Genomic DNA, 17,904 nt, shown 5'->3' on the forward strand with positions numbered 1-17,904 from the left:
GCTGGGCCAGGCCGCGCAACGCCTCCGCGTCGGCGGAGGTGAACTCGCCGGATTCGGCGGTTTCCGCGAGCAGGCCGATCACCGGCACTTTTGGGCTGCTATGGCAGCCCAAAAGACTCACGGCCCCGTTCGGGACGGTAGGGCTGCCGGGTCAGGTGGCCACTTCGCGTCGGGCGGGAAATCCGGCCGCCGTCAGGCGAAGGCGTTGATGCCGGTCAGCTCGGCGGATCGCGCCCACAGTCGGGCCGCCTGGTCCGGGTCGGTCGCGTAGTCGCGCACGCCGGTCCAGCCTTCGGTGCTGTCGGTGGGTTCGGCGATGTCGCAGTCCTCGCAGTAGGCGCCGCCCATCCCGGCCAGCTGCGCGGAAGTCGCCGCCCAGACCTGCGTCGCCGCGCCCTGCTCCGGCGTTTTGAAGTCGCTGTTCACCAGGTTGCCCGCCGCGTCGATCCAGCCCGCTGCAACCATCTCCTCCTTGGGCAGGTGGCGCACCAGCGGGGTGAGGATGGCGCCCGGGTGCAGCGAGAACGCCCGCACCCCGGAGTCCCGCCCGAGTGCGTCGAGGTGGGTGGCGAACAGCGCGTTCGCCGTCTTCGACTGCCCGTAGGCCAGGAACCTGTCGTAGCCGCGCTCGAAGTGCGGGTCGTCCCACCGGATCCCGGAGAACTGGTGGCCCGCCGAGGACACCGAGACGACGCGCGCACCCGGCGCGATCGCCGGCCACAGCAGGTTGATCAGCGCGAAGTGGCCGAGGTGGTTCACCGCGAACTGCATCTCCCAGCCCGGACCGACCCGCGTCTCCGGGCACGCCATGGTCGCGGCGCTGTTGATGACCAGGTCGATGCCGCGTCCCGAGGCGAGGAACCGCTCGGCGAAGCTGCGGACGCTGCCCAGATCGGCGAGGTCCAGCTCGGCCACCTCGACATCGCCGAGGGTTTCCCGCGCCTCGGCCACCCGGCGGGCGGGGACGACGACGTGCGCGCCCGCGTCGGTGAGCGCGCGGGTGGTCGCCAGGCCGAGGCCCGAGTAGCCGCCCGTGACGATCGCGAGCTTCCCGGTGAGGTCGATCCCGTGCAGGACTTCGGCGGCGGTGCTGCGGGCACCGAACCCGGAGCCGATCTTGCCCTGAGGTGTTGTGGTCGGAGTTGCTGTCATGTGGCGAAAGCTATGAGCTAGAGCTCTCTCTAGGTCAAATCAGTAGGCTCCCGGCATGACCCAAAGCGCCTCGGAGCTCAGCATCGGGCAGGTAGTGGAACGCACCGGGCTGAGCGTGCACGCCCTGCGCTTCTACGAACGCGAAGGCCTGCTGATCGGCCCAGTGCGGCGCAACTCCAGCGGCCGCCGCGTCTACCGCCAGCTGGACGTGGAGTGGCTGGTCAACTGCACCAAGTTCCGCGCCTCCGGGATGCCGCTGGCGACAATCCGGCACCTCGCCGAGCTGGTCCGCCGCGGTCCCGGCAACGAGGACGAGCGGCTCGCGCTGCTGCGCGAGCACCAGCGGCAGGTCGTCGACCGCATCAACGAGCTCACCAGCTGCCTCGACCTTATCAACCACAAGGTCGAGGTCTACGAGGAGCACGTGTCCAACGGCACCGCGAGCGGCCTCTGGAACCTGCCGAAGGCCATCGAGGAGGCCGGCTGACGCGGAGTCGGCGGTGATCCCTTGTCGGGGCGGCCGGGCCGTGGCACTCTTTGTTGTCGTTGACAACAAAATGCCGGCACGTCCCGTTCGCCGAGGAGCTGCCCGTGACCTCCGTGCACCGAAAACCACTGGGAAGACTGGTAATCCTGCTGAGCGCCGCGTCGCTGGCGATCCTCGGCGCCGCCCTGCCCGCGCAGGCCGCCGGTGAAACCGTGGACATCTGGCTCACCACCACCTCCGATCCCGGCGGCCGCGTCGTCACCCGCGGCCTGGAGCAGCAGGCGCCGGTCGAATTCGGGCCGGGCGGCGGAACCGGCCAGGCCACCATCGGCGTCGACGAATCCGGCACGTTCCAGGAGTTCGAGGGCGCCGGCGCGTCGTTCACCGACACCGCGGCGTGGCTGATGAATTCCAGCGGCGCGTTGTCCGACGCCACCCGCGAGGACACCATGCGCCGCCTGTTCGACCCGAACGCCGGCATCGGGCTCTCGTTCCTGCGCAACCCGATGGGCTCCTCCGACCTCGCGAGGTTCGACTACTCCTTCGACGAAACCTGCTGCGACGTCGGCGACTTCTCCATCGCGCACGACCTGGCCGACGTGCTCCCGCTGACCAAGCGCGCGAAGGAGCTCAACCCGGCGATGAAGATCATGGCCTCGCCGTGGAGCGCGCCCGCGTGGATGAAGGACAACGGCAACCTGCACCAGGGCTGGCTGCAGGCGCAGTACTACGGCGAGTACGGCCGGTACTTCGCCAAGTACGTGCAGGAGTACCAGGCGCGAGGCGTGCCGATCGACTACGTGTCGCCGCAGAACGAGCCCGGCTGCTGCCCCGGCTACCCGTCGATGCAGTGGAACACCGAAGGCCTGGTCTACTTCACCAAGAACGCGCTGTGGCCGGCGTTCCGGGACGCCGGGATCGGCACCAAGACGCTGGTCATGGACTGGAACTGGGACGGTTACGACACCTGGGCCCGCCCGCAGCTGCAGGACCCGCAGATCGTCGGCGATCCGCTGTTCGGCGGCATCGCCTGGCACGGCTACGGCGGCGACGTGTCCGCGCAGACCCGCGCGCACGACGAGTTCCCCGACGTGAAGTCCTACGACACCGAGCATTCTGGCGGCACCTGGATCGGCGACCAGCAGGCCGAGGACATGCTCAACATCATCGACTACACGCGGAACTGGGGCCGCAGCGTGGTGAAGTGGAGCCTCGCGGTGGACCAGAACAGCGGCCCGCACAACGGCGGTTGCGACGTCTGCACCGGGCTCATCACCGTCCACAATGGAGATGGCCAGCACGGCCAGGTGGACTACGAGATCGAGTACTACTCGACGGGCCACCTGACCAAGTTCGTCGAGCCAGGCGCGGTGCGCATCCAAACCAACGACGATCCGGCGGTGCGCAACGTCGCCTGGCGCAACCCGGACGGCTCCAAGGCGCTGATCGCCTACAACACCACCGACGCCACGCAAAACGTGGTGGTGAACTGGGCGGGCCAGTCCTTCGCCTACGACCTACCGGCCAACACGGCGGCGACGTTCACCTGGGGCGCCGCCACTACCGGTCCCGCAGGCGCAAGTGCCGGCGGCGATGAGGCCGCTGCGCTGCCGGCCGGCTCGACGCGGCGGCCCCGCCGCAGACGCGCCGCCTGAGGAGGAACGCGGGCGGGTGCCGGACGAAGAAAGCCCGGCACCCGACTCGAGAGAAATCTTCGTCCTTCTCCTGCGGGCAAATCAGGTCCACATCGGAGCAGAAACGAGAGCAATGGAAACGGTCTCCGCTCGGAAATTGCGAAATGAGGTCGTCTCGCGCGCAGCGAGAGCACGGTGAATCGTGCCGCAGGAGCCGGTGAAGGCCGTGATCTCGTCATTATCACTTACTTGGACCAAGCGCTGGCCCGAAGGTGTTGTCGATGATCAGCGGCTCTCGGGGGGACCGGGCGTGCTGCCAGAATCGAGGCATGTCGCAGCCTCGAGGAAACAGGACTCCGTTCGACGAGATCTACGACCAACCCGACCCTCGCGCCTATTTCAGCAGCCTCGGCCGGTTCGGTTACCGGACTCCGCATCACGCCCAACCGGTCTTCCGCCGCCTTCTGGCGGAACGGGCGATGTCCGGGCCGGTGACGGTGCTGGACCTGTGCTGCTCCTACGGTGTCAACGCCGCGTTGCTCAACCACCACCTGACCTTCGACGACCTCCACACCCACTACACCTCACCGCACGTGGCCGAGCTGGAGACCGCCGAACTGATCGAGCGCGACAAGCACTTCTACGCGGCCCGTCGCCGCGAGGACACCGTCCCGGTGGTGGGCCTGGACATTGCCGCTCCCGCGATCGACTACGCGGTGGCCGTCGGCCTGCTCGACGCCGGTTTCACCGAGAACCTGGAGACCGAGACCGCGTCTCCGGCGTTCCTGCGGGCCGCCGCCTCGGCAAACCTGATCACCGTGACCGGTGGCATGAGCTTCCTCTCCGCCCGGACCTTCCACCAGCTGCTGCACGCGGCCGCCGAACCGGCATGGGTGGCCGCCTTCGTCCTGCGCACCGGGACCTACCGGCCCATCGCCGACGCCCTCGCCGAACACGGGCTGGTCACCGAGGTCGATGCGGAACGCACCCTCGTGCAACGCCGGTTCACCGACCCGGAGGAGCAGCGCTACGCCATCGCCGCCGTCGCGGCCACCGGCGCCGACCCCACCGGGAAGGAAACCGAGGGCTGCTACCACACCGCACTGCACCTGTCCCGCCCGCCGCAACACCTGACCACGCCCTACGACAGCATCATCGCGCCGGGAATCTGACCCGCCTCAGCCGATGTCGAGGGTGAGCTTTCCGCCGCTGTGGCCGGTGGCGCTGTCGTCGTGCGCCCGCGCCGCCTCGGCCAGCGGGTAGGAGCGGGCGTGGCGGATCCGCAGCCTGCCGGACGCGACTTGGTCGACCAGTTCGCGCAGCACCGCACTGTTCTGGTCGCCGGGTTCGCCGCCGGAGAAGGTGATCCCCATGCCGAACGCAGCCGGATCGGCGAGCGTGACGATCCGGTCGGTCCCGCCGCGCAGTTCCACCGAATCCGGCAGCGCGCCGTGCCCTGCGGCGTCGAGCACCGCGTCCACCCCCGGGCTGATCTCGCGCACCCGCTCGACCAGGCCGTCGCCGTAGCGGACCGGAGTCGCGCCGAGGGACCGGACGAACTCCGTGCCGCTGTCGCCGCAGGTTCCGATGACCGTGGCACCGCGGGCGACGGCGAGCTGCGTGGCGAGAGCGCCCACCGCGCCGCTGGCGCCGTGGATGAGCAGGACGTCGCCCGCGCCGACTTCGAGCAGCCGCAGCCCGCGCAGCGCCGCCTCGCCGGCCACGGGCAGCGCCGCCGCGTCCCGCCAGGTCAAAGATTCGGGCTTGCGGGTGAGCACCGAGGACAGCGCGTACTCGGCGTAGCTGCCGGTCTCGGACCAGCCGAGCACCTCGTCGCCCACTTCGACCGGTGCGCCATCGCCGACGGCATCGACGACGCCGGCGAATTCGAGACCGGGCCGGTGGGGGAACGCCAGCGGGGCGACATCCGACATGGCCCCGCTGCGGAGCTTCCAGTCCAGCGGGTTGACCCCGGCGGCCCGGACGGCGACCCGGGCCTGCCCGGGGCCGGGCTCGGGAACGGGAACCTCCCGCAGTTCCAGCACGTCGGGGCCGCCGTAGGTGGCGAATTCGATGGCACGCATGGGATCCCTCCGGTGATGAAGGACGACCCGGGTCGCGGCGGGTCGTCGTGTCGGGACCCAGTCTTGACCCGTGCCGGCGCGGGCGCACTGCTCGGACGAGTAGCGCCGACCATCCGGATGGGCAGTTCGGCCCGCTGCCCTTCGGGCTAGCGTGGCGTTGTGCAATCCAGCTGGCCAGACCCGTCGCATCTGCTCGACGCGCCGGTTCCGCCCAGCGCCAAGCCGCTGGACCGGTTGAACGTCCGCGAGCTGGAGGTGCTGGCCGGTTTGTCCCGGGGTCGGCACGCCGAGATCGACAACCCGCAACACCACCGACCGCAGCCGCAGCAGGTCTGTGCGGCGGCTGCGGCCGGGTGCTTTCAGGCGATCTTCAACGCTCCGGTGTCGTGGGCGACCCGCCCGCCGACCACGGTCGCGCCCACCGTGAGCTCACCGATGCGTTCCGGTGCCACGCTCAGCAAGTCGTCGCTGAGGACCGTGAAGTCGGCGAGCATGCCCCGGGCGAGAGTTCCCTTGATGCGCTCCTCGTGGACGGCGTGGGCCGAGCCGATCGTGTAGGCGCGCAGCGCCTCGTGCGCCGTCACCGCCTCGTGCGGGCCGATCGGCGCGCCAGAGGCGGTGCGCCGGTTGACCATGTCGTGGATGCTCAGCAGCGGGTCGGGCGCGACCACCGGCGCATCCGTGGAGCCCGGCAGTTCCACGCCCGCGTCCAGGAACGAGCGCATCCGGTAGGCGAGTTGGCCCCTCTCCGGGCCGAGGGCCGCCAGCATGCCGTCGCCGATCTCCGACAGGAACCGGCCCTGCGGCACCGGAATCAGGCCGAGCTCGGCGATCCGGGCGACCTGCTCCGTACTCGTCACCGCAGCGTGCTCGATCCGGTGGCGCACATCGGCGCGCGGGTGCAGCCGCTGCGCCTCCTCATACGAGTCGAGGGCGATGTCCAGGGCGGCGTCGCCGATGGCGTGCGTGGCGACCTGCCAGCCGCAGCGGTGCGCCTCGACGATGTAGCGGCGGATCTGCTCCTGCTCGTACTGCAGCAGCCCGCTGTTGCCGGGGGAGTCGTGGTAGTCGCAGCACATCGCCGCGGACCGGCCGATCAGCGAACCGTCGGAGAGGATCTTCGTCGGCCCGATGCGCAGCCACTCGTCGCCGAAGCCGGTGCGCAGGCCCAAGTCGAGGCCGTACCAGGTGTTGCCCGGCTCCAACGCGCCGCAGTCGCGCAGTGCGGTGATGTAGGGCATGACCGTCATGCGGACGCCGAGCAGGCCGCGTTCCCGGGCCCGCATGAAGGAATCCAGGTCGGCGGGGCCGTTGCCGATGCCGTCGACGACGCCGATGCCCGGCTCCGTCGCGCTGGTCAGGCCGATCGCGAGCGCGGCCTTCGAGGCGGCGGCGATGTTGGCGACCCACTCCTCGGACGGTTCCGGCCGGAGCACGCGCTCGACCAGCTGCATCGCGGTCTCCTGGAGCAGCCCCTCCGCGCGTCCGCCCGCGTCGCGCACGACGTGGCCGCCCGGCATGTCGGGCACGTCGGTGAGATCGGTGAACCCGGCCCGCGCGAACGCCGCCGTGCTGGCCACGGCCATGTGGTGCGAGGTGTGCATCAGCCAGACCGGGCGGCCCTGGGCGGCCCGGTCGAGCGCTTCGGCGGTCGGGTGGTCGCCGATCTTGTTCTGGTCGTAGCCCGAGCCCATCACCCACGCGTCGGCCGGCAGCGTCGCCGCCCGCTCGGCCACGGCCTGGTAGAGCGCGTCGAGGCTTGGCGCGGCTCCGTAGGAGACGTCCAGCTCGCGCAGTCCCTTGCCGACCAGGCTGAGGTGGTGGTGCGCGTCGTTGAAGCCCGGCACGGCGTGCGCGCCACCGAGGTCGACCACGACGTCGGACGCGCAGCCCGCCACCTCCTCGTCGAGCGCGGCGATCCGGCCGCCCAGGACGCCGACGGTGTGGGCCGCGGGGCGATCCGGGTCGAGGGTCGTGAACCGTCCATTGTGGAAAATCGCGTCTAGGTGCACGGTTGGTCAACTCCTTCTCGGGATGGGTCAGGCGATCGCCGGGGCGGGTTGCTCCTGGTCTGCTCGCCGCGCGCCGAAGCGGGCGAGACCGGCGACGCACGCGGTCGTGATCAGCAGCAGAGCCACGTAGAACCCGGCCACCGGCCAGAAGGAACCGCCGCTGGAGGTCAGCAGGGCCTGGGCCGCGAACGGCGTCGTGCCGCCGATGAGCGTCGAGCAGAGCTGGTAGGACAGCGAGATGCCGGTGTAGCGGATCCGGGAGGGGAAGGCGCGGGCGAGGAACCCGGCCAGCACGGCGTAGTACCCGGAGCCGCTGACGATGGCGAGCGCGATGCCGGCGAAGACCAGGAGCGGCCGCGCTGTGTTGATCAGCAAGAACATCGGGACGGCGAAGGCGACGTTGACCAGCAGCGAGCACACCATGAACCGGGCCTCGCCGACCCGCTCGGAGATCAGCGCGGCGATCGGCTGCCACAGGAACTGCACCACCGAGATCGCGAGCAGGACGTACAGCATCGTCTGCCGGTTCATCTGCAGCTCGTTGGTGGTCCAGGAGAGCACGAACGTGTTGGTGAAGTACGCGGCCGAGATGCCCATGATCGAGGCGCCGATGCCGAGCAGCACGGTCCGCCAGGAGGTGCGCAGCACCTCGGCGACCGGGAGCCGCACCACATCGCCGCTGTCCTTGACCCGCTCGAACTCGCCGGACTCCTCGACCTTCATGCGGATCAGCAGGCCGACCACGACGAGCAGCCCCGACAGCAGGAACGGCACGCGCCACCCCCACGAGGCGAAGGCCGCGTCGTCCAGGGTGCCCGCGGCCAGGAAGACCAGCGTGGCCAGGATCGCCCCGGCCGGGGAGCCCTGCTGCACGAGCATCGCGAAGAGCGAACCCCGGCCCTTCGGCGCGCTCTCGGACGCCATCAGGACCGCGCCGCCCCACTCGCCGCCGACGGCGATGCCCTGGACGGCGCGCAGCAGCGCCAGCAGGAACGGGGCGGCGACGCCGATCTGCGCGTGGGTGGGCAGCACGCCGATCAGGAAGGTGGCGACGCCCATCATCAGCAGCGTGGTGACCAGCGTGCCCTTGCGACCCATGCGGTCGCCGAAGTGGCCGAAGATGATGCCGCCGAGCGGCCGGGCGAGGAAGCCGACCCAGAACGTCGCGAAGGAGGCGAGCACGCCCGCGGCGGGCGACACCTCGGGGAAGAACAGCTTCCCGAAGACCAGCGCGGACGCCGTTCCGTAGATGTAGAAGTCGTACCACTCGATGGTGGTGCCGACGAACGAGGCGAGACCAGCGCGGCGGGCTTGGCTCGAAGCGCGGGCGCCCCCGGCGGGGTGTGGGACGTTCATGGGGTCTCCGGCGGTCGCGGAGCCTTCGGTGCGGGTTCTCACCGGAGGAGCCAGGTGGGCTGTGGACAGCCCATAGTTTGAGTTCGGCCCCTGATGTCGTCTAATACTTGATTGCTAGCAATCTCATGCCTCGGAGGCATGATGAGAGGGGAGGCCGCCGTGGAGCTCCGGGTGCTGCGCTACTTCCTCGCCGTCGCCGAGGCCGAGTCGGTCACGGCCGCGGCCCGCAAGGTGCACGTCGCGCAGCCCTCGCTGTCGCGCCAGCTGAGCGCCCTGGAGCGGGACCTGGGGGTTTCGCTGTTCACGCGTCGTCCCGGATCGTTGACGCTCAACGCCGCCGGCCGCCGCTTCCGCCCGATCGCCCAGGACCTGGTGCGCCGCGCCGAACAGGCCGCCGAGACGATGGCCGTCATGGGCGAGGGGGAGGAGGCGGCGCTCACCGTGGTCGCCGCTCCCGCCACGGTCGCGTCCCTGCTGGCCCCGTTCATGGCGGGCGGCGGCGCGGCCGGGCCCACGCTCCGCGACGCCATCCAGGAGGAGCCGAGCAGGGTCTTCGACACGCTGATGCGCAGCGACGCCGACATCGGCATCTCGACGTTCCCGGCTCCGGCGTCGCTGGAGTCGGCGTTCCTCGGGCGCACGCCGGTCATGGCCCAGGTTCCCGCCGATCACCCGCTGGGCGGGCGCACCACGATCGCCCTCGCCGAACTGGTCGCCGAGCCGCTGATCGTGATGACCCGGTCGAACGTGGCCAGGCTGGTCGTCGACGAGGCCATCAGCCGGGAGGACCTGACGCCTGCGGGTGTCGTCGAGACCGGTTCCTCGGCCTTCGCCCAGGCCCTTGCCGCGGCGGGCCGCGGGATCTGCCTGGTCACCGACGAGGCCCGGTTCGGCCTGCGGGACCTGATCGTGCGCACCTCAGAAGGGCCGCTGACCGTGCCCCTCCACGCGGGCTGGGACGCCGCGCACTACGCGCGGCCTTCCATTCACGCCCTGGTCGACGGCTTGCGCGTCTACTGCGAGGAGCGCACGCGGCGGTTTCCGGGGCTGCAGATCCGGCCCTGAGATCGAAGTGTCCCTTGTGGACTTCCGTCATGAGGTGGCGGCCTTGGCGCGGCGGGATCCTCCCACCACGAACAGGGCGAGGATGGCGAGTGCTGCGCCGAACCACAGCACGCTCGTGGTGCCGATGCCGTCGACGGCCAGGCCGCCGACGAGCGAGCCGAGCGCGATCGACAGGTTGAACGTGGAGACGTACAGCGAGGATGCCGCCTCGGTGGTCTCCGGGGCGGCCTTGAGGATCCAGGTCTGGAAGGTGACCGGCAGCGCGCCGTAGCCGATGCCCCACAGCGCCAGGATGGCGGCTGCGGTGACGGCGGTGTTGTCGACGACGGCGAGGACGACCATGGCCAGGGCGAGGATCGCGGCGATGCCTGCGGCGGTCTGCCGCATCCGCTTGGTGATGAGCGCTCCGGCGACGAAGTTGCCGCAGATCCCGGCGACGCCGAATGCCAGCAGCAGCACGCCGATCATCGCGCCGTCGACGCCGTCTTCCTGGAGGATCGGCCGGACGAACGTGTAGGCCAGGAAGTGGCCGGTGACGCCGAGGAACGTGACGGCGATGCCGGCCCGCACGCCCGCGTTGCCCAGGAAGACCCTCGGCAGGTCGGCGAATCCGATGGTCCGCCGGGCCGGCACCTTCGGCATCAGGACGGCTATGCAGACCAGGGAGACCAGCCCGAGAGTGCCCACGGCCGCGAACGCGTTGCGCCACCCGGTGAGGTCGCCGAGGAACGTGCCGATGGGAATGCCGAAGACGGACGCGGTTTCGACACCGCCGAAGATGACCGCGGTAGCCCGGGGCGCGTGCCGCTCCGGCACCAGGCGCAACGCGATTCCGCCGGATACGGACCAGAATCCGCCGACGCTGACGCCGATCAGGAAGCGGGCGATCAGGACGGTCGTGAAGTCGGTCGCGAAGGCGGAGGCGAGGTTGGCCGCGCCGACCAGGCCGATCAGCACCGCCAGCACGACACGGCGGTCGAGGCGGCCGGTCGCGACCGTGACCAGCGGCGCCGAGACGGTGGCGACCAGGCCGGGAACGGTCAGCATCAGGCCCGCGGTGCCCTCCGACACGTCCAGCGCGGAGCCGACCGGCGTGAGCAGGCCCACCGGCAGCAGTTCGGAGGTCATCAGGGAGAAGATGCCCAGGGTCACGGCCAGCACGGCGAGCCAGCCCTTGGTGGTCGACCGGCCATCGGTCGCGGACACCGGATCGTCGCAGGTCGTCACGAATCCAGCAGCCCTTCCCGGGAAAAGCGAGTTGCCACACCACGACCCTAGGGGCGGAAACGACCGCGGATCTGGTGCATTCCCGGAAAGAGAACCCGGGCCAATTCGCCTGCCGTGCGCGACGAGCTGCTCGCCCCGGTCGAGGACCGGCAGGAGTGGGCGTCGTCGGCCCACAATCGGTTCGCGGGGCGTGTCGATTCCGGGTGGGCTCGTTCGCCGTAGTTGGTGGGGCGTCTCTACCAGCGCCCGTTAGCACCGATGGAGGTAAACGACATGCGAAAGCTCATGGTCACCGAATTCCTGTCCCTGGACGGGGTCATGCAGGCGCCGGGCGGCGGCGATGAGGACCGCGATGGCGGGTTCGAGCACGGCGGCTGGTCGGTGCCGCACTTCGACGAGCAGCTCATCCGGTTGATGACCGAGCTGGTCGGCAGGGCGGGTGCGCTGCTGCTCGGGCGCCGGACCTACGACATCTTCGCCGCCAGCTGGCCGCTGGCCGCCGCCGACGACCCCATCGGGGCGAAGATGAACGGCTTGCCCAAGTACGTCGCGTCGAGGACCTTGGATTCCCTGTCGTGGCGGAACTCGACGCTGCTCACCGGTGACGTCGTCGCGGCGGTCGACGAGCTCAAGCGGGGCGAGGGCGGCGAGATCCAGGTCCACGGCAGCGGCGGCCTGATCCAGACGCTGCTCGAGCACGACCTCGTCGACGAGTTCCACCTGCTGGTCTTCCCGGTGCTCATCGGCTCAGGCAAGCGGCTGTTCGCGACGGGCACGGTTCCGGCCGGGCTCCGGCTGGCGGACACCACGACATCGAGCGGCGGCGTCCTGATCAGCACCTATGTGCGGGATGGCAAGCTCGGACGAGGCACGATGGGCCCGGAGACCGGGAACTGGTGACCGGCCGACACGACGAACAGGACCAGCGATGCCGCAGTACGCGATTCTGATCTACGAGAAGGAAACCCCCGGCGGCGTGGCAGACATCCCGCCCGAGGTCATGGAGGCCAACATCCGCGCCGGGGAGAAGATCGCCGCGATGGGCGCGAAGGTCGTGCACGAGCACGGGATGCAGCCCAGCGCGACGGCGCGGACGGTCCACAAGAGCGGCACGGTCACCGACGGCCCGTTCATCGAGAGCAAGGAGGTGATCGCCGGGTTCTTCGTCGTGGAGGCCGAGGACCTCGAAACGGCGATCGCCATCGGAAAGCTGCTCCCGATCATGGATGGCGCGGTCGAGGTGCGGCCGCTGCTCGAAGCGTGACGTCCGTTCGGCAGGCGATCGACGACGCGCACCGTCGCGAGTGGGCCGCGGTGCTCGCCGCGACGGTGCGCGTCACCCGAGACCTCGACCTGGCCGAGGAATGCGTCCAGGACGCGTACGTCGCCGCGCTCGACTCCTGGATGAGCGGCGGCGTGCCGGCCAGGCCGGGGGCGTGGCTGACCACCGCGGCCCGGCACAACGCGTTGGATGCCTTGCGCAGAGCCAGAACGCTGCGGTCGAAGCTGCATCTGCTGGTGGAGCCGGTCGAAGCCGAACCCTCGACCGGCGCGGTGGTGCCGGACGACCGGCTGCGGCTGGTGTTCCTCTGCTGCCACCCGGCGTTGGCGCCCGAGGCCCAGGTCGCGCTCACGCTGCGACTGGTCTGCGGCGTCACGACCGCGGACACTGCGAAGGCGTTCCTGGTTCCGGAGCCGACCATGGCGGCCCGGATCACGCGGGCGAAGAAGAAGATCGCGGCGGCGCGGATCCCCTTCGAAATGCCTGACCCGGCTCGGTTGCCGGAACGGCTGGACACGGCCCTCACGACGATCCACCTGCTGCACACGACCGGCCACACCGCGCCGACAGGACCGACGTTGGTCAACGACGAGTTCGCCGAGCGGGCGCTCGACCTGGCGCGCATGCTCTGCGACCTGATCCCGGACGAGCGCGAAGCCCGGGGCCTGCTCGCGCTGTTGCTGGCGAACCACGCCCGCCGCGCCACCCGCACCGCCGCGGACGGGCGCCTGCTGCTGTTGGCGGACCAAGACCGTTCGGCCTGGGACCAGCAGGCCATCGCCGAGGCGCACGACCTGGTCGACGGAGCACTCCGCGGCGGAAGCCCCGGACGTTTCGCCCTGCAGGCCGCCATCGCGATGCTGCACGCGACGGCACCGACGTACGGCGACACGGACTGGGCGCAGATCCTGGTGCTCTACGACGAACTCCTGAAGGTGTGGCCGTCGCCGGTGGTCGCGCTCAACCGCGCCGTCGCGGTCGGGATGGTCGACGGGCCCGCGTCCGCGCTGGCCGAGGTCGAGGCACTCGAACAGGACGGGCGGCTAGCCGGTTACCGCTACCTGCCCGCGATCAAGGCCGACCTGCTGCGCCGACTGGGCCGCCGGGCCGAGGCTGCCGAGGCGTACGAGCGCGCACTCGCGCTGGCCGACAACGACGCCGAGCGCGCGTTCCTCGCCGGCCGTCTCGCCGAAACCGGCCCGGTGCGACGCCCTGCGCGCCTGGGAATTGATCAGGCGAAAAGTGGCATAGCCTCGTCGAATGGTGCAGAGCAAGGCGAATGATGTGGACGGCTATCTGGCCGAGGTGCCGGCGGGACGCAGGGACGCCCTGACCAGGTTGCGGCAGCTGTGCCGAGCGGAGCTGGAGGGCTTCGACGAGGTCATGGCCTACGGGATGCCCGTGTACGAGCGCGACGGCACCGCTGAGATCGCGTTCGCCAGCCAGAAGCAGTACATCTCCTTCTACCTCATGCGCAGCGACGTCCGCGAGGCGTTCGAGGAACGGCTGGCCGCGCAGGACATGGGCAAGGGCTGCCTGCGATTCCGCAGGCCGGACGGCATCGACTTCGACCTGTTGCAGGAGCTGCTCAGGGCCACCGCGGCGCGGCCGGGCACGATCTGCTGAGGACGCCGGATTCACGTCGCCGGATCGTTGCCGACGCAATGGAATCGGCGTGCGGATCTTGTGGTGCGGACGTTCGGCGGGGCAGACTCCTGCGTCATGGTGAAGTCGACGCGCATAGCGCTGCTTTCCGTTGTCGTAGCAGTCCTTTCCGTCCTGGGGTTCGTCGCGCCTTCGCAGGCCGCGTCGCCCGGACGGGTCGACCCGCGGCCCAGCACGGAGGAGCTCGCCCGGGAGTTGCAGGAGCTCCAGTGGCGGAGCCGTGGCGCGATCCAGGTGAACGCGATCGGCAAGTCCAACCAGGGCAGGCCGGTGTGGAGCGCGCGGGTGGGCGACGGGCCGCTGCGCATCCTCTACGTCACCCAGCAGCACGGCGACGAGCCGCTCGGCACACCCGCCGCGCTGGAGTTCCTGCGTGACGTCGGCGTCGGCCGGAGCGACTACCAGCGCTGGCTGCGGTCGCAGGTGACCGTCGACATCGTGGTGCGGGCCAATCCCGACGGCCACGAGCAGAACTGGCGCTACAACTACGCGCCCGACGCCGATCCGGAGTTCGGCGAGGCGGGCAAGGGCTACGACATCAACCGCTACCACGACCCGGCGGTCGCGCCCGAGGACAACCCGGCCACCGAGGCCGGCCTGATCCAGCGGCACTACGCGCAGTTCCAGCCGCAGATCGTGGTCGACTACCACATGCAGGGCCGCTACGTCGATGACGCGGGCCGCGAGATCACCGCGTCGCTGCTGTGGCCGACGACCCCCGGCGTCGAAGCGGACGACATCGCGCTGGCCAAGCAGATTTCGGTGGTGGCGCAGCACTCGATGACCGAGGGCGGCGCGAACGTGTCGCAGTACCCGGGCGGCGACTACCAGGGCATCGCCCGCAACGCCTACGGCCTGCGCGGCAGCGGCAGCGTGCTCATCGAGCTGAGCGACATGGGCGCGGAGCACGAGCAGGCGCAGATCGACTCGGCGCTGCGGTCCATGCTGGCCATCGCGCACAGCGCGGCCGACGGCTCGCTGGCGAACGTCGATCCGGCCGAGGCCGACGCGATCCCGCCGCGCGGGACGCCGCTGCCGCAGACCGCGGCGAGCGGCACGCATTCCGACTGAGTCGGTCTGGAAGCACACGACCTGCGGTTGTTCGCGCTGTGCGGGGCGCGCAGGTCGTGTGCTTCTTCATTTGCCGGCGCAGCTGCGCTAGCGATTCGCCGGTACGCCGAAGGATTCGAGCACGGTGTCCACATAGGACTTGGTGTCCTCGGGCGCGGCGGAGGCGCTGTTCAACGTGGCCGTGCCGAGGTAGATCGCGTATGCGGCGGCGAGGTGCCGGGCCTGGTCGGCCGGGCGGCCGAGTTCGGCCAGCGCTTCTTCGATGCTGGCGATCCGCTTGCGGGTGACCCGCTCGGCGACGGAGCGGGCCGCCGGGTTGACGGTGTCGACGAGCAACCGCAGTGCGAGCGTGCCGCTGCGGCCGGCCGAAAAGGCGGTCTCGACCAGCAGGCGGAGCCGTTCGGCGGGGTCCGCGACGGCGGCCAGCCTGGGGATGACCTCATCGGTCTCCACGCGTTCCCAGCGTTCCAGCGCCGCGTCGACCAGGGCTTGGCGGTTGTCGAAAAGCCAGTAGAAGCTCGACTTCTGATCCGCCGCGCCATCCTGCACGCCACCGCGAGCAAAGCCGGCCGGATCGCCACCGGCTGACGCCTCGGGGCGAATGCCCGGGATCGGTCAGGGCATCCACCGCACGGCGAGCACCCCGGCGAGCGCGAGCGCCGCCGCCGCGGCCAGCGCCGCCGGATATCCGAATGCACCGGCCGCCGTCAGCGCCACCGCTCCGGCGGCGAAGGCGACCACCGAGCCGACCGCGGCCATGGCGCTGTAGTCGGCACCGGCCATCGACGGGCGGCACAGCCGCATCGACACGGTCCCGATCACCGTGGCCGACGCCGCGTACGCGACCTTGAACAGCAGGATCGCCGCGCTCGTCGCCACGATCGGCCCGGAGCCGAACGCCAGCGGGAACAACGAGAGCAACGCCACCACCTGCGACAGTCCGAAGAGGACGAGGCACACCCGGCTGCCGAGGCGGGCGACGACGGCGCCGGCGATCACGGCGCCGAGCATGGCCACCGCGTCACCGGCGATGCTGGTGACCCAGCCGATCTCGGACAGCGACCAGCCCGCATCCACCAGCATCGGGCCCACCAGCGAGTAGGCCGCGAAAATCCCCGCCCAGCAACAGGGCTGCACCACCAGCATCCACATCGCCAGCCGCCGGTCGCGGAGCAGATCGAGCAGCGCGACGTACCGCGCGCGCAGGCTCGCCCCGGTCGGCTTCGCCCGCGGCTCGCGGAATCGAAGCAGCTGGAACCCGGGCACCGCCGTCATCGCGGTGAGCACCAGCACCGCCGCGACCCAGCCCAGCCAGTCGTACACCAGCAGCGAAAGCCCGCCGCTGACGAGGCTTCCGGCGTAACCGGCCGCAACCTGCACCCCGTTCGCCAAGCCCTGCTGATCGGGGCGCAGCAGCCGAACCGCGAGCGCGTCGACGGCGATGTCCTGGGTGGCCGACAGCGCGGCCGTGACCAGCCCGGCGAAGATGATCAGATCCAGATCGGCCACCGGATCCAGGACGGCCAGCCACAGCAACGTCACCGCCATCGCAGGTTGCAGCACCAGCAACCACGACCGGTAGTGCCCGCGCGAGGCGGAGCCGAACCGGTCCACCAGCGGAGCCCAGAGCATCCGCAGTGCAGACACCATCAGCGCCGCCTGCAGCAGGCCGAGCCGGTCCAGCGGCACGCCGCGATCGCGCAGGATGGAAGCGAGAGCCGTGGCGAAGAAACCCGTGCCGAGGAACTGGGCCGTGTACAAGCCGGCGAGCAGGCCGTACCCGGCCCGTTCCGCCGTCACGGCATGGCGAACCGTCATGCGGCTAGGCTGCCGACGGCCGCGGGCCTGCGGTGCCGTCGATGTCCGCAATCCTGCGCACCAGGTCCGCCGAGGAGGGTTTGAAGCAGATGACAGCGGGATACCGGCGCGTCGTCGTGGTGGCGTATCCGGACGTCGAACTGCTGGACGTGGCGTGCCCTGGCGACGCGTTTGCCTCGGCCGGCCGGTTCGGCGCCGAGCCGGGCTACCGGGTCGAGCTCGTCACCGCGGGCGCCCGGCCGGTTCGCAGCTCCTGCGGCATCACCCTGACACCGGACCGGGCGCTGGAGCACGTCGGGCCCGACGTCGACACCCTGATCGTCGCCGGGGGATACGGTCACTTCGCGGCCTGCGAGGACGCCGCGGTCGTCGAGCAGGTGCGCCGGATCGCCCGGAACAGCAGGCGGGTGGTGTCGATCTGCACCGGTGTGTCGGTGCTGGCGGCCGCCGGCCTGCTCGACGGCAGGCGCGTCGCCACCCACTGGGCGCACGCGGCGCGGATCGCCGCGGCCTACCCGGCGGTGACCATCGACTCGGCGCCGCTGTACATAAAGGACGGCCGGTTCTACACCTCGGCCGGGGTCACCAGCGGTCTCGACCTCAGCCTCAGCCTCATCGCCGAAGATCACGGGCCGTCGCTGGCCAGGGAGGTGGCGCGGACTCTCGTCACCTACCTGCACCGGCCGGGCAACCAGGCCCAGATCAGCATGTACCTCTCCGCCGGCGTGCCGGGCGACGCGGCGGTGCTCGACCTGGCGAACTACGTCACCGGCAACCTGAACGCGGACCTGTCGTTGGCGGCGTTGGCGGAGCGCGTCGGGATGAGCGAGCGGCACGTGCGGCGGTTGTTCGCCCGGCACCTCGACACCACGCCCGCCCAGTTCGTCCGCGCGGCGCGCACCGAGGCGGTGGCGCAGCTGCTGGGCTCGACGGGCCTGCCGCTGGACGCCATCGCACGCCGCTGCGGATTCAAGTCCACCGAGACCCTGCGGCAGGCCTTCCGCGACCGCTACGGCGTCAATCCATCGCAATACCGAAGCGCCTAGCGGGG

17 protein-coding genes are annotated in these 17,904 nt (G+C 70.6%); 10 read left to right on the forward strand and 7 right to left on the reverse strand.

Annotated elements, in window-relative coordinates:
- Positions 1-192: 192 nt before the first annotated feature.
- Positions 193-1,152: an SDR family NAD(P)-dependent oxidoreductase gene (locus tag AB0I53_RS13390; protein WP_358601184.1), complete on the reverse strand. Its 960-nt coding sequence runs from the start codon at positions 1,150-1,152 to the stop codon at positions 193-195.
- Between the two features lie 55 nt (positions 1,153-1,207).
- Between AB0I53_RS13390 and AB0I53_RS13395 the strand changes: the two genes are divergently transcribed.
- From AB0I53_RS13395 to AB0I53_RS13405, 3 genes are all read left to right on the forward strand, one after another.
- Positions 1,208-1,639: a MerR family transcriptional regulator gene (locus AB0I53_RS13395; RefSeq protein ID WP_358601187.1), complete on the forward strand. Its 432-nt coding sequence runs from the start codon at positions 1,208-1,210 to the stop codon at positions 1,637-1,639.
- Between the two features lie 104 nt (positions 1,640-1,743).
- On the forward strand, positions 1,744-3,294 hold the full coding sequence (locus tag AB0I53_RS13400; RefSeq protein ID WP_358601190.1) for a glycoside hydrolase family 30 beta sandwich domain-containing protein: 1,551 nt from the start codon (positions 1,744-1,746) through the stop codon (positions 3,292-3,294).
- A 308-nt stretch (positions 3,295-3,602) separates the two neighbouring features.
- Positions 3,603-4,445 (forward strand): hypothetical protein, encoded by an 843-nt coding sequence (locus AB0I53_RS13405; protein ID WP_358601193.1) that lies wholly within the window; start codon positions 3,603-3,605, stop codon positions 4,443-4,445.
- 6 nt (positions 4,446-4,451) lie between these two features.
- On the opposite strand, the gene AB0I53_RS13410 is transcribed toward AB0I53_RS13405, so the two are convergent.
- The 3 genes from AB0I53_RS13410 to AB0I53_RS13420 all read right to left on the reverse strand — a co-directional run bounded on the left by AB0I53_RS13410 (position 4,452) and on the right by AB0I53_RS13420 (position 8,725).
- The gene (locus tag AB0I53_RS13410; RefSeq protein WP_358601196.1) at positions 4,452-5,357 is read right to left on the reverse strand and encodes an NADP-dependent oxidoreductase; all 906 of its coding nucleotides are present in this window, start codon (positions 5,355-5,357) and stop codon (positions 4,452-4,454) included.
- Between the two features lie 359 nt (positions 5,358-5,716).
- Positions 5,717-7,369 carry an amidohydrolase gene (locus AB0I53_RS13415; protein WP_358601199.1) on the reverse strand — a complete coding sequence of 551 codons (1,653 nt, stop codon included), beginning with the start codon at positions 7,367-7,369 and terminating at the stop codon, positions 5,717-5,719.
- 27 nt (positions 7,370-7,396) lie between these two features.
- Positions 7,397-8,725, reverse strand: coding sequence for an MFS transporter (locus tag AB0I53_RS13420; RefSeq protein ID WP_358601202.1), 1,329 nt, complete (start codon positions 8,723-8,725; stop codon positions 7,397-7,399).
- 138 nt (positions 8,726-8,863) lie between these two features.
- Between AB0I53_RS13420 and AB0I53_RS13425 the strand changes: the two genes are divergently transcribed.
- The gene (locus AB0I53_RS13425; protein ID WP_358601204.1) at positions 8,864-9,790 is read left to right on the forward strand and encodes a LysR family transcriptional regulator; all 927 of its coding nucleotides are present in this window, start codon (positions 8,864-8,866) and stop codon (positions 9,788-9,790) included.
- Between the two features lie 27 nt (positions 9,791-9,817).
- On the opposite strand, the gene AB0I53_RS13430 is transcribed toward AB0I53_RS13425, so the two are convergent.
- Entirely contained in the window at positions 9,818-11,017 is a 1,200-nt protein-coding gene (locus tag AB0I53_RS13430; RefSeq protein WP_358601207.1) for an MFS transporter, read from the reverse strand.
- A gap of 273 nt (positions 11,018-11,290) precedes the next feature.
- On the opposite strand from AB0I53_RS13430, the gene AB0I53_RS13435 reads away from it, so the two are divergent.
- The 5 genes from AB0I53_RS13435 (at position 11,291) to AB0I53_RS13455 (ending at position 15,035) form a co-directional block, all read left to right on the forward strand.
- Complete coding sequence (locus AB0I53_RS13435) at positions 11,291-11,917, forward strand: dihydrofolate reductase family protein (RefSeq protein WP_358601210.1); 627 nt, start codon at positions 11,291-11,293, stop codon at positions 11,915-11,917.
- A gap of 28 nt (positions 11,918-11,945) precedes the next feature.
- The gene (locus tag AB0I53_RS13440; RefSeq protein ID WP_358601213.1) at positions 11,946-12,281 is read left to right on the forward strand and encodes a YciI family protein; all 336 of its coding nucleotides are present in this window, start codon (positions 11,946-11,948) and stop codon (positions 12,279-12,281) included.
- Positions 12,278-13,582 carry a DUF6596 domain-containing protein gene (locus tag AB0I53_RS13445; RefSeq protein WP_358601216.1) on the forward strand — a complete coding sequence of 435 codons (1,305 nt, stop codon included), beginning with the start codon at positions 12,278-12,280 and terminating at the stop codon, positions 13,580-13,582. The genes AB0I53_RS13440 and AB0I53_RS13445 overlap by 4 nt, the downstream gene beginning before the upstream one ends.
- Complete coding sequence (locus tag AB0I53_RS13450) at positions 13,560-13,925, forward strand: DUF1801 domain-containing protein (protein ID WP_358601219.1); 366 nt, start codon at positions 13,560-13,562, stop codon at positions 13,923-13,925. The genes AB0I53_RS13445 and AB0I53_RS13450 overlap by 23 nt, the downstream gene beginning before the upstream one ends.
- A 96-nt stretch (positions 13,926-14,021) precedes the next feature.
- Positions 14,022-15,035, forward strand: coding sequence for a M14 family zinc carboxypeptidase (locus AB0I53_RS13455; protein WP_358601222.1), 1,014 nt, complete (start codon positions 14,022-14,024; stop codon positions 15,033-15,035).
- Positions 15,036-15,122: 87 nt separating this feature from the next.
- Here AB0I53_RS13455 and AB0I53_RS13460 read toward each other — a convergent pair whose 3' ends face one another.
- Together AB0I53_RS13460 and AB0I53_RS13465 are read right to left on the reverse strand one after the other, a co-directional pair.
- Positions 15,123-15,584 (reverse strand): hypothetical protein, encoded by a 462-nt coding sequence (locus AB0I53_RS13460; protein WP_358601225.1) that lies wholly within the window; start codon positions 15,582-15,584, stop codon positions 15,123-15,125.
- A 66-nt stretch (positions 15,585-15,650) separates the two neighbouring features.
- Positions 15,651-16,853: an MFS transporter gene (locus tag AB0I53_RS13465; RefSeq protein WP_358601228.1), complete on the reverse strand. Its 1,203-nt coding sequence runs from the start codon at positions 16,851-16,853 to the stop codon at positions 15,651-15,653.
- An 89-nt stretch (positions 16,854-16,942) separates the two neighbouring features.
- Between AB0I53_RS13465 and AB0I53_RS13470 the strand changes: the two genes are divergently transcribed.
- Positions 16,943-17,899 (forward strand): GlxA family transcriptional regulator, encoded by a 957-nt coding sequence (locus AB0I53_RS13470; RefSeq protein WP_358601571.1) that lies wholly within the window; start codon positions 16,943-16,945, stop codon positions 17,897-17,899.
- Positions 17,900-17,904: the final 5 nt, after the last annotated feature.

It is taken from the genome of Saccharopolyspora sp. NPDC050389, from assembly GCF_040655595.1.
Taxonomy (GTDB): Bacteria; Actinomycetota; Actinomycetes; order Mycobacteriales; family Pseudonocardiaceae; genus Saccharopolyspora.

Coding starts and splice junctions, on each gene's coding strand:
- AB0I53_RS13455 (WP_358601222.1), top strand. CDS start 14,022: ATGGTGAAGTCGACGCGCATAGCGCTGCTTTCCGTTGTCGTAGCAGTC.
- AB0I53_RS13405 (WP_358601193.1), top strand. CDS start 3,603: ATGTCGCAGCCTCGAGGAAACAGGACTCCGTTCGACGAGATCTACGAC.
- AB0I53_RS13390 (WP_358601184.1), bottom strand. CDS start 1,152: ATGACAGCAACTCCGACCACAACACCTCAGGGCAAGATCGGCTCCGGG.
- AB0I53_RS13395 (WP_358601187.1), top strand. CDS start 1,208: ATGACCCAAAGCGCCTCGGAGCTCAGCATCGGGCAGGTAGTGGAACGC.
- AB0I53_RS13435 (WP_358601210.1), top strand. CDS start 11,291: ATGCGAAAGCTCATGGTCACCGAATTCCTGTCCCTGGACGGGGTCATG.
- AB0I53_RS13420 (WP_358601202.1), bottom strand. CDS start 8,725: ATGAACGTCCCACACCCCGCCGGGGGCGCCCGCGCTTCGAGCCAAGCC.
- AB0I53_RS13425 (WP_358601204.1), top strand. CDS start 8,864: ATGATGAGAGGGGAGGCCGCCGTGGAGCTCCGGGTGCTGCGCTACTTC.
- AB0I53_RS13470 (WP_358601571.1), top strand. CDS start 16,943: ATGACAGCGGGATACCGGCGCGTCGTCGTGGTGGCGTATCCGGACGTC.
- AB0I53_RS13465 (WP_358601228.1), bottom strand. CDS start 16,853: ATGACGGTTCGCCATGCCGTGACGGCGGAACGGGCCGGGTACGGCCTG.
- AB0I53_RS13410 (WP_358601196.1), bottom strand. CDS start 5,357: ATGCGTGCCATCGAATTCGCCACCTACGGCGGCCCCGACGTGCTGGAA.
- AB0I53_RS13440 (WP_358601213.1), top strand. CDS start 11,946: ATGCCGCAGTACGCGATTCTGATCTACGAGAAGGAAACCCCCGGCGGC.
- AB0I53_RS13450 (WP_358601219.1), top strand. CDS start 13,560: ATGGTGCAGAGCAAGGCGAATGATGTGGACGGCTATCTGGCCGAGGTG.